We start from the raw sequence: 9512 nt of genomic DNA, 5'->3' as shown, positions 1-9512 counted from the left end.
ATCTCCACATGCCCGATCTCCTCGGTCGCCGTGTCCATGATCAGGTCCTTGTACTTGCCTTCGATCCGGCAATTCCAGCCCTGGAACAGGTACTGCATGGTCACGGTCATCTCGCCGTACGCCCCACCGATCAGCTCCTGGAGCTTGCGCGCGTACAACGCGTCGGGCTTTTCGGGCTTGGCCTCGAACTGAAGAAGTTTGGTATGGCGGAACATGAACACCTCCATGAGCGCTCGACGACGTGGTTTCCCCCGGTCCGAGCGCTGACCAACTGTCGGGGACGGCTCCGGGACGGCCTTCTGCATCCCGGAACCGGATGAACAATTCGCCGGGTACCCAAGGCGCGCCCCTTCACACAAAGTTGTTCATCCCACCCGGCCCAGCACCGCGCGGGTGTACCCGGCGGTGTCGGCGGTTCCGCCGAGGTCGGCGGTGCTGACGCCGTCGGCCAGCGCGCCGAAAGCGGCGGCCAGCAATTCTTCACTCGCTTCAGGATGACCCAAATGGGCGAGCATCATCGCCGCCGACCACAGTGCGCCCAGCGGATTGGCCTTGCCCTGCCCGGCGATATCGGGGGCGGAGCCGTGCACCGGCTCGAACATCGACGGGAATTCCCGCTCCGGATTGAGGTTCGCGGCGGGCGCGACGCCGATGCTCCCGGCCACCGCGGCGGCCAGGTCGCTGAGGATGTCACCGAAAAGGTTGGAAGCGACGATCACGTCGAACCGCTCCGGGGCCAGGACCAGCTTGGCGGCGAGCGCGTCGATGTGCTCCTTGTCGGTGCGTACGCCCTGGTGGCGCCGGGCCACCTCTTCCACCAGTTCGTCCCAGAACGGCATGGTGTGGACGATCCCGTTGCTCTTCGTCGCCGACGTCACGTGGTGCCCACGTTCCCCGGCCAGCGCGTAGGCGTACTCGACGACACGAGTGACCCCCTTACGGGTGAACACTGCCTCCTGCACCGCCAGTTCGTCTTCGGTGCCGCGGCCAAGGCGTCCGCCGATCTCGGAGTATTCGCCCTCGACGTTTTCCCGCACCACCACCAGGTCGACATCTCCGGCACCGCGCAACGGACTGGGCACCCCGTCGAGCACCTTCACGGGACGAAGGTTGACGTACTGCCGAAAGCCGCGCCGGATGGGGATCAGCAGGCCCCACAGCGACACGTGATCCGGTACGCCGGGCCAGCCGACCGCGCCCAGCAGGACCGCGTCGTGCCGCCGGATCCGGTCGAGGCCGTCGGCGGGCATCATCGCGCCCTCGGCCAGGTAGCGCTCGCAGGACCAGTCGAAGGCGTCGTAGGTGAATTCGATCCCGTGCCGCCTGCCGACTGCGGTGAGCACCGCCTGAGCCGGGGGAAGCACCTCGGCACCGATGCCGTCGCCGGGGATGAGCGCGATGCGGTAGCTGATCATGGCTCCAGTGGACGACACGCCGGGCCGGTACGTCCAAGACGCGGTTCTTGCCTCGTTGAGAGGTTGCGCCTATCAGCCGGCGTCCGCGGCCTTGGCGTCCGCCAACCTGTGGAAAGCGGCGGCGGCCGGGCTCAGGCGCCCCGGCCGGGACACCAGGGACACCTCCAGGGAATCGGCGCGGTCCAACGCACGGACGGCGGCGCCCGCCGCTCGCGCCAGCGCGCGCCAGGAGTCGCTGACCACCGCGATCCCCACTCCGGCGAGGACGAGGGGCAGGACGGCCTCCCGGTGTTCCACCTCCACCACGAATCGGCTGCCCGTGGCCGCACTGCGGACAGCGTCGGCGACCGCGCGCATGCCCGTGCCCGGCTGGCCCACGATGAGCGCCGCACCCGCGAGGTCGGCTGGACGGACCGGATCCCCTGAAGGCAGAGCCGCCTCGTCGCGGCCCAGCACGGCGAAGCGCTGGGTCTCCAGGTGCAGTGCCGCCAGGCCGGGCAACGCCGTTGTCGACGGCGACACCGCCACCACACCGAGTTCGGCATCGCCGGTCGTGAGCATCCTCCCGACGTCGGCGGGGGTGCTCGCCGCGCGGACCGAGATCCGCACGAGCGGGTTGACGGCGGCGAAAGCGGCGATCAGGCCGGCGAGCGGACTGACCGACTGCGACGGCATCGAGGCGATGATCAGCTCTCCGCCGAGCAGACCGTCGACGGCCTCCACCGTGGCGCGGGCGAGATCCAGCCCGCGCATGACCTCGCGGGCGGGCGGCACGAGGGCGTGGCCCGCGGCGGTCAGCACCAGACGACGACCGGTGCGGTGGAACAGCAGGCTGCCCAGATCCCGCTCGAGCGCGCGCAAGGCTTGCGAGACCGAGGGCTGGGCCACATAGAGCCGTTCCGCGGCCCGGTGGACGCTTCCGGCGTCGACGACGGCCAGGAAGTACCTCAACTGCCGAGCGTCCACGCCGGACCTCCTCGTGGTCGATAGTCGTGGCCTATCACCTTGCCAGCATCCCGGTCTTGGACCGGCGACCCGGCAGCGGGGCTTACTGGGTCGCCATGAGGGACGGCACCGGCGCCGTCCCGTCGCGAGTTCCGAGGAGGGCACCGTGTCCGATGCCTGGCTCCTTGCCCACACCGGTATCGCCATCGTGGGCATCGTCGTGCTGATCACCTGGCTCAAGACCCCGCCGATCTTCGGTCTGGTGCTCGGCGCCACCTACCTGGGGCTGGCCACCGGACTCGGCGCGAGCGGGACGACCGAAGCACTGGCCACCGGCTTCGGCGCCGTGCTGGCCGAAATCGGCCTGCTCATCACCTTCGGCGTGGTCATCGGCTCGCTGCTCACCGCCACGAACACCCTGCACCGCGTCTTGGAACGGCTGCTGGGGATCTTCGGCGAGAGACGTGTCCCCATGGTGTTCGCCGTAACGCTGTCGACCGTGTTCACCTCCATCTATTCCGACGTCGTGCTGGTGCTCACCGCACCCTTGGCCCGGCGTCTCGGCGTCCGGTTGGGGCGCCGGGGCGTCGCACTCATGGGTGGTGCGCTGACCGCCGGGATCGAGGTCGGCCTGGTCTTCGTCGTGCCGGGGGTGGCCGCGCTCGCCGTCGCGGGCCTTCTCGGCGTGCCGCTCGGGGAAATGTTCCTGTACGGACTCACCGTCGGCCTTCCCACGGCCGTGCTCACCACGCTGCTCTTCGCCCTGCTGTTGCGCCGGGTGCTGCGCTGGAATCCGGCCACCGACGAACTGGGGGCGGCGAGCGATCCCGACGTCGTCGTTCAGCCACCGTCCGTGGAAGGGCGGCAGCCGCCTCTCGCGCTCTCCGTCTCGCCGGTGCTGGTGACACTGTCGCTGATCGCCCTCGGCGCGCTCGCCAACGCCTTCCGGTTCCCGCTGGGGCCGGTCTCCCTGCTGAGCGAGCCGCCGATCGCCATGGCGATCGGCGCCGGGCTCGCGTTTCTGCTCGCCCGGCGAGTCCTCCCCCGTCCGCGGGCCGACGCGGCCGTCGGCAAGGCGCTGGCGATGGCGGGGCCCATTCTCGTGCTGTCCGGGCTCTCCGGCTCGGTCGCCGAGGTGATCGGAAAATCGGGACTGCGCGACGTGCTGGCGAGTTCGTTCAGCACCGGCGTCCTGCCGCCCTTGGTACTCGTCTGGCTGATCGCCGCCGTCCTGCACATCGCGATGGGGTCCATCTCGATCTCGGCGATCACCGCGGCCGGCATCCTCGCGCCGATCGCGGGCTCACTGGGCGTCCCGGTGGTGCTGGTCGCCCTCGCGGCCTGCTCGGGCGCGTTGTTCCTTCCGCACGTCAGCAGCAACTTCTTCTGGATGTTCCAAACGCTGCTCGGGCTGAGCACCCGGGGCACGTTCAAAACCCACACCGTCGCCATGTCACTGGCCTCGGTGATCTCGCTTCCGATCGTGCTGCTGCTCGACATCGCCGTCTGACGGGTCATTCGCGCCAACGGTTGTTGAGGAAGGCGTCGTCTTCGTCGTCCGCCGGCATCGGACGAGGCCGGGGAGCCCGCCGGGGTACGTCCCGTCCGGTGCGCGCGGGAGACGGCTCCGGGGCGAACGGGGCGTCGTCGAACCTCGGCGTCTCCCCGAACGCCGACCCGCCGCCCGGCTCCGCGTGCGACCGGTCGGTGCTCCAGCCGGACTTCGTCTTGCGTTGCCCCAGCTCCCGCCGGTGCTCGACATAACGCTGGGCGGTCTGGACCTGTTTGGTCATGAACTCCTGCGAGCGGGCCTTGATCTCCTCGGCCCGTTGCGCCCGCAGTGCCCGGCGCTCCGCCTGCTCACGGACGAGACCGTCGAGGGTCGCCTTCATCCCGGAGGTGTCATCGGCGCTCATCTGTTCTCCCCTGCTCCGGCTCACCGCTTGCGGGCGGCAGGCTGATCCTCGTCGTCCAGCAGCGAACCGGTGATCCGGCCGGTGGGCTCGTTGATCTGGTCGAACACCTCGCCCTCGATCCGGTACGCCCGGTTGGTGCGCTCCTGATCGCCGCCTCCGCCACCCGCGCCACCGCCACCCATGCCGCCCATCGGCGGCATCGCCCCACCGCCGAACGGCTGACCGGACGGCCCGCCCACCGCGGCGGGCGCCGTGGTGGAAGCCACGTGGTGCGGTTGCTGCGTCCCGCCTCCGGTGTGCACGCCTTCGGTCAACGGCTGGCCCGCCGCGGGGGTCCCGGTCTCGAAGGGGGTCGCGACCGCGGAGCCACCGACACCGCCGAGACCACCACCGCCACCGCCCGCACTACCGCCGCCACCGCTACCGCTACCGCTACCGCTGTCACCGTCGAGGCCGACTGAGGGCGTGACGCCGTGCGGGGCGAGCCCCGGACGAGGCTCCGACTGCACCGTGCCGGTCAGGGGGGTGAGCGGATGCGCGGCCTTGTCCGGGCGGGGATCGTCCTCGCCGAGGGTGTACGTGGTCGGTTTGCCGGTGCCGTCGTCGACGGTGACGACCGTCGGCCCGGACGGACCGTCGGGACGTTCGGCGGTGATCTTCAGATCGCCGTCCTGGATGTGGATCTTGCCGTCCGGGCCGGGGCGGTGCACACCGTCCTTGTCCGGTTTCCCGTCATCGGTCCCGGGAGCGGCGCCCAGCTTGGACTCGTCACCGTCGCCGGTCCAGTCGAGCTTGAAGTCCTTGGCCGGCCCGGAACCGTCGCCGACCTTGATCTCCATCTCGCCGTCTTCGTCCGGCTCGGTCATCTCGAAGGTCTTGTCGCCCTGTTTGACCTTGAGGGTTTCGCGTTCGCCGTCTTCGGCCTTGTCGCCGTCCGCGCCGGGCAGGTCGTCGCCGAGCTTGTCCAATGCCTCGGAAGCCTGCTTTTTCGCGTCGTCGGCCGCCTTTTCGGCGGACTCCTTCGCGTCGTCGTTCTTGGTTCCGGTGTCCTTGGTTTCGGTGTCGCCCATGCCGCCGGGGGCGTCACCGAGTTTGCCGAGTGCCTCGGAAGCCTGCTTCTTCGCCTCTTCGGTCGCCTTCTCGGCTGCCGCCTTGGCTTCGGCGGCCGCGTCCGTGCTGCCACCGGCCCCACCGAGACCACCACCGTGGCCGCCGCCCGGACCGGAGCCACCGGAACCGCCGAGTTCGCCACCGGCGGGACCGTCACCCAGCTCGCCCAGCGCCTCGGAAGCCTGCTTCTTCGCGTTTTCGGCAGCCGCCGCTGCCTGCTTCTTCGCCTCTTCGGCGGCCGCTTTCTGCTCGTCGCCGGATGACGACGGCGGCGGAGCCGAGCTCGAGGGCGACGTCTCGTCCTTGGGCGCGTCCGGTCCGGAACCGGATCCGCCACCGCCCGGCGTTCCACCGCCACCCTGCGGGAGGTTCACTTCCGGGACCGGCGGAGGCTTGGGCTGGTCTCCCGGACCGGTGCCACCGCCCGGTCCACCACCGGAACCGCCCGAGCCGCCACCGGTGAGGTCCGGACCACCGCCGGTACCACCGCCGGAACCACCGGTGAAGTCGGGGCCGCCGTTACCCGAACCGCCGCCGGAACCGCCCGCGCCGCCCTTGTCCGCGCCTTCGAACTCGTTCTTGACCTTGCCCATCACCTTGTCGAGCTCGTCGTAGGCCTGGTTGACGAAATCCTTGGTTTCCTTGCAGGACTTGACGAATCCCTCGTAGATGATGTCCCACATCTCCGGGATGAACTGCCGCTGGATCCACTGCTTGGCGAGGTTCTGGCCCGCCTTCTTGAATTCGTCGTCGTCACAGCAGCCGTCGTTGTTCAGCTGCTGGACCAGGTTGGAGCCGAAGTTGACGTCCATCCAGCCCGCGATCGCGCCGAGGTCCTCCTTGCCGCTCTTCTCTCCGGCGGCGATGGCGATGACCTTCTGCGCCATCGGGAAGTCCGCTTTGCCGACGATCTCCTGGTAGAGGTCGATGACCGCGTCGGCCTTGCCCTTGCACAGTTTGAACACCGTGGCGGTGGTGTGCAGCGTCGCTTCGCTCGCGTTGTCCAGTGTCTGCGCGAGTTTCTTGGCCTTGGGCAGGATCTTCTCGTTGTAGTTCTCCGAAGAGGCGTCCGCGGCCTTTCCGGTCCAGGTCCCGTAAAGGGTGTTCAGCTGGGCCCCGGTGTCGTCGATGGCCTTCTGAACGGTCTTCGAACCGGTCTTGAAGTGGGCGGCGTCGTCGACGAAGTTCTTGAAGCTGATACCGCGCTGCTCGTCGAACGGCTTCTTGATGTCCTTCTCGAAATCGAGCGCGCGAGTGGTGCCCCGGCAGTCCTCGGGGAGCTTCGCGAGCAGCGAGCCGAAGGTCTCGAAGACCTTGAGCGCGGGCACGGCGGCGTCGAAGATCTCGTCCGACGTCTTCGTCCCGGCGCCCTCCGCGGTGGGTTCCTTGGTGCCGTCGAGTTTCTTGTTGCCTTCGTCGACGGCCTTCTTTTCCGCCTTCCGGTTGAAGCTGGCCTGATCGCCCGCGCCTTTCGCGTCCTTGAAGACCTTGTCGACGTCGTCGTCGTAGGGCATGAACGGATAGGCGTTGTAGGAGGCCATGTACTTCTCGGCTTCCTTGCGCTTCTGCTTGATGTCCTCCGGCTCCTGGTCCGCCGTCCACGGCGGGGGCGCCGGATGCGTGCGCATCCACGAGCCGATGAGCTGGGTCTTCTTCTCGGCGGGGACGGCCGGGTCGTCGAGGACGGCTTTGACGTCGGTCCAGGAGGTTTCGGTGGCCACTAGCGCATCCCCGTCTTGGTGATCTTGTCCCGCTGCTCGTCTTCGTTGGTGCCGTAGGCGGTGCCGGCGGTGCCGAGGTTCGTGCCGAACGAGCCGAGCGTGGCGCGGTAACCCTCGACCGACGCCCACAACGCCGCCACGCCGTCGGTGTACTTCTTCGCGTGATCGCCGTGCGCCTGGCCGAAACCGGCCGCGTTCACCGGTGTGCTCGACAGATCCGGGTTGTCTTCCAACAACTGTTCCGTCAGCTTTCCGATGTTCTTCGACGCCGATGAAAGCGCCTCGGTCGCCGCGGTGAAACCCCCGCTCATTCTTTTCAGCGCCTTTCGTCGGATCCGCCGGCCTTGTCGCCGAGCGCCTCGGCGAGCACTTCGGCCACCGACCCGAGGTCGGTGAACCGGTCCAGCCGGTCGAGGCCGATTCTCACGTCGTGATAGATCTCCAGCGCCGACAGGAGTTTTATCCGTCCCTTGGAGTCGACGCCCAGCTCTTCCAGCGGCGCGTCGAGCTCGATTTCGGCGGGATCAAGCCGAAAAGTCTCACTGACGACCTTCACGACCTCCGCGCGGTGATCAACCACGGCGCCGACTATAACGTGTCTTCGCCGCCGCACGCGCGACCTTGCCACTGGAAGTACGCGGGAGGTCACCGGAGGGGACCAGTCGGACAGAACGCAACGTCAGATCATGTTCGCGGGACACTTCCCGCAGTACCGTCCTGGTGACTTCTTTGACATCGGCCTCGGTGTTTTTTGCCCATTCGGCCACCACCATGGCCCCTTCGCCCATTTCGTCCGACACACCGAAAGCGGCGACGCGGTCGCGGCGGATCGCCGGATGTGCTTCGCCGACGACGGCCTCGATGTCCTGCGGATGGAAATTGCGTCCGTCGATGACGATGAGATCCTTGAGCCTGCCGGTGAGGTAGAGGTCGCCGCGGTGGAAGACGCCCAAGTCCCCGGTCCGCAGCCAGCCGCGGAGCCCTTCGAGTTCGGCCTCGAACGCGGCGGCGTCGCCGCGTCCCCAGTAGCCAGCCGCGACGTTCGGACCGTGGATCCAGATCTCCCCGGCCGACCCGTCCGGCTGTGCCACGCCGTCGCGGACGATCCGGACCCGCTGCCCGAGCGGACGGCCGACCGAAACGAGTTCCTTGCCGTCCGGCGCCTCGATCGCGCGGCCTTGCGCGAGGGCCTCCCGGTCGAACACCGCGCCCCGAGGTCCCGTCTCGTCCGCGCTCGCCACGTACACGGTCGCCTCGGCCAGGCCGTAGGACGGCCGGTGGGCTTCGGGCCGGAACCCCCGCGGTCCGAAGACCTCCTGGAACCGAGCGATCGTGCGTGGCCGGACCGGCTCGCTGCCGTTGAGCGCGACACGCACGTCCGAAAGGTCGAGGTCGTCTCCGGCCTCCGCGGCCGCGTCGGCGGCGAGGTCGAACGCGAAGTTCGGCGCGGCGGTGAACACGGCCGGATGGTCCGCCAGCTGACGCAGCCATCTCGCGGGCTTGTGCACGAATTCCGCGGGTGCCATGAAAACCGACCGCGCGCCGGCGAAGACCGGGAGGCACAGAAGCTGGATCAGGCCCATGTCGTGAAAGAAGGGAATCCAGCCGGCGCAGGTCGTGTCCTCGCCGACGGCGTAGGCCCGGCTCGCCTGCCAGCAGGCCGCGGCGACGGCGCGGTGCGGGATCACCGCACCGGCGGGCTCCCGCGTCGACCCGGACGTGTACTGCAGATAGGCGGGGCTTTCGGGGGTGACCGGGACCGGATCGGCGCCGGGCCCGGAAAGTTCGTCGACCACCACGAGATGTTCGGGCGTCCCGGCTTCCCGCGTTTTCCCGGCGGCCGCCGAGGAAGTCAGCCAGACCCGCGCGTCGCAGTCGGCCAGGACCCCGGTGAGCCTGCCTCGTTGAGCGCGGCTGGCCGGTGCCATCAACGGCACGGCCACCAGCCCGGCGGCGAGTGCCCCGTAGAACGCGAGGGGGTAGTTCAGGTCCTGCCCGGTGAGCACGGCGACGCGGTCACCCGGCCGCGTGATCCGGCGCAGGGTCCCCGCGACCTCCCGCATCCGGGAAACGAACTCGGTCCAGGTGAGCGTGGTGTCCACACCGGCGCTGTGGTCCTGATGGGTGAACAGCGGCCGCGGATCGGCGGCGCGGGCGAACAACCGCTCGATGATCGAGGTGCGCAGGACCTGCTCCGGAACATCCACCGGCGGCAACCTACTCGTGAGTGATCCGGGTCGTTTCGGTGAGGGGTGGGGTCGCAGTGAAGGCCGATGGGGCGACCGGGGAGGATTCCGGTCGCTGGGCGAGCTTGATCAACGGAAGATCAGTGATGTTGGTCGTGAGTGCCGATTCGGGTCAGAACCCTCTCTTAGGTACCTACTCGTCACCTGCGGTCTTGCTCG

The 9512-nt window shown here is 68.9% G+C and carries 9 protein-coding genes; 1 reads left to right on the top strand and 8 read right to left on the bottom strand.

Annotated elements, in window-relative coordinates:
- From AVL48_RS30780 to AVL48_RS30770, 3 genes are all read right to left on the bottom strand, one after another.
- Window positions 1-215 (bottom strand): manganese catalase family protein (locus tag AVL48_RS30780; protein ID WP_211274744.1); only part of this gene is annotated, 215 nt, incomplete at its 3' end.
- Window positions 216-365: 150 nt separating this feature from the next.
- Window positions 366-1415 (bottom strand): tartrate dehydrogenase, encoded by a 1050-nt coding sequence (locus tag AVL48_RS30775; protein ID WP_061983726.1) that lies wholly within the window; start codon window positions 1413-1415, stop codon window positions 366-368.
- A 72-nt stretch (window positions 1416-1487) separates the two neighbouring features.
- Window positions 1488-2381 carry a LysR family transcriptional regulator gene (locus AVL48_RS30770; RefSeq protein ID WP_061983725.1) on the bottom strand — a complete coding sequence of 298 codons (894 nt, stop codon included), beginning with the start codon at window positions 2379-2381 and terminating at the stop codon, window positions 1488-1490.
- A 145-nt stretch (window positions 2382-2526) separates the two neighbouring features.
- Here AVL48_RS30770 and AVL48_RS30765 point away from each other — a divergent pair, with 145 nt between their 5' ends.
- On the top strand, window positions 2527-3870 hold the full coding sequence (locus AVL48_RS30765; RefSeq protein WP_061983724.1) for a GntP family permease: 1344 nt from the start codon (window positions 2527-2529) through the stop codon (window positions 3868-3870).
- Between the two features lie 4 nt (window positions 3871-3874).
- On the opposite strand, the gene AVL48_RS30760 is transcribed toward AVL48_RS30765, so the two are convergent.
- From AVL48_RS30760 to AVL48_RS30740, 5 genes are read right to left on the bottom strand one after another with little or no spacing between them, the layout of a single operon-like run.
- Entirely contained in the window at window positions 3875-4276 is a 402-nt protein-coding gene (locus AVL48_RS30760; RefSeq protein ID WP_061983723.1) for a hypothetical protein, read from the bottom strand.
- Between the two features lie 20 nt (window positions 4277-4296).
- The gene (locus AVL48_RS30755) at window positions 4297-7107 is read right to left on the bottom strand and encodes a WXG100 family type VII secretion target (protein ID WP_061983722.1); all 2811 of its coding nucleotides are present in this window, start codon (window positions 7105-7107) and stop codon (window positions 4297-4299) included.
- Window positions 7107-7418, bottom strand: a complete 312-nt coding sequence (locus AVL48_RS30750; RefSeq protein ID WP_061983721.1) for a hypothetical protein — start codon at window positions 7416-7418, stop codon at window positions 7107-7109. The genes AVL48_RS30755 and AVL48_RS30750 overlap by 1 nt, the downstream gene beginning before the upstream one ends.
- Window positions 7419-7423: 5 nt before the next feature.
- Window positions 7424-7687 (bottom strand): acyl carrier protein, encoded by a 264-nt coding sequence (locus tag AVL48_RS30745; RefSeq protein ID WP_061983720.1) that lies wholly within the window; start codon window positions 7685-7687, stop codon window positions 7424-7426.
- Window positions 7680-9314 (bottom strand): fatty acyl-AMP ligase, encoded by a 1635-nt coding sequence (locus AVL48_RS30740; protein ID WP_167386327.1) that lies wholly within the window; start codon window positions 9312-9314, stop codon window positions 7680-7682. Before AVL48_RS30740 ends, AVL48_RS30745 begins: the two co-directional genes overlap by 8 nt.
- Window positions 9315-9512: the final 198 nt, after the last annotated feature.

This window comes from Amycolatopsis regifaucium (assembly GCF_001613935.1).
GTDB lineage: Bacteria > Actinomycetota > Actinomycetes > Mycobacteriales > Pseudonocardiaceae > Amycolatopsis > Amycolatopsis regifaucium.
Note: the sequence above shows the minus strand (reverse complement) of the source record. Positions and strands in the feature narration are given on the sequence as shown.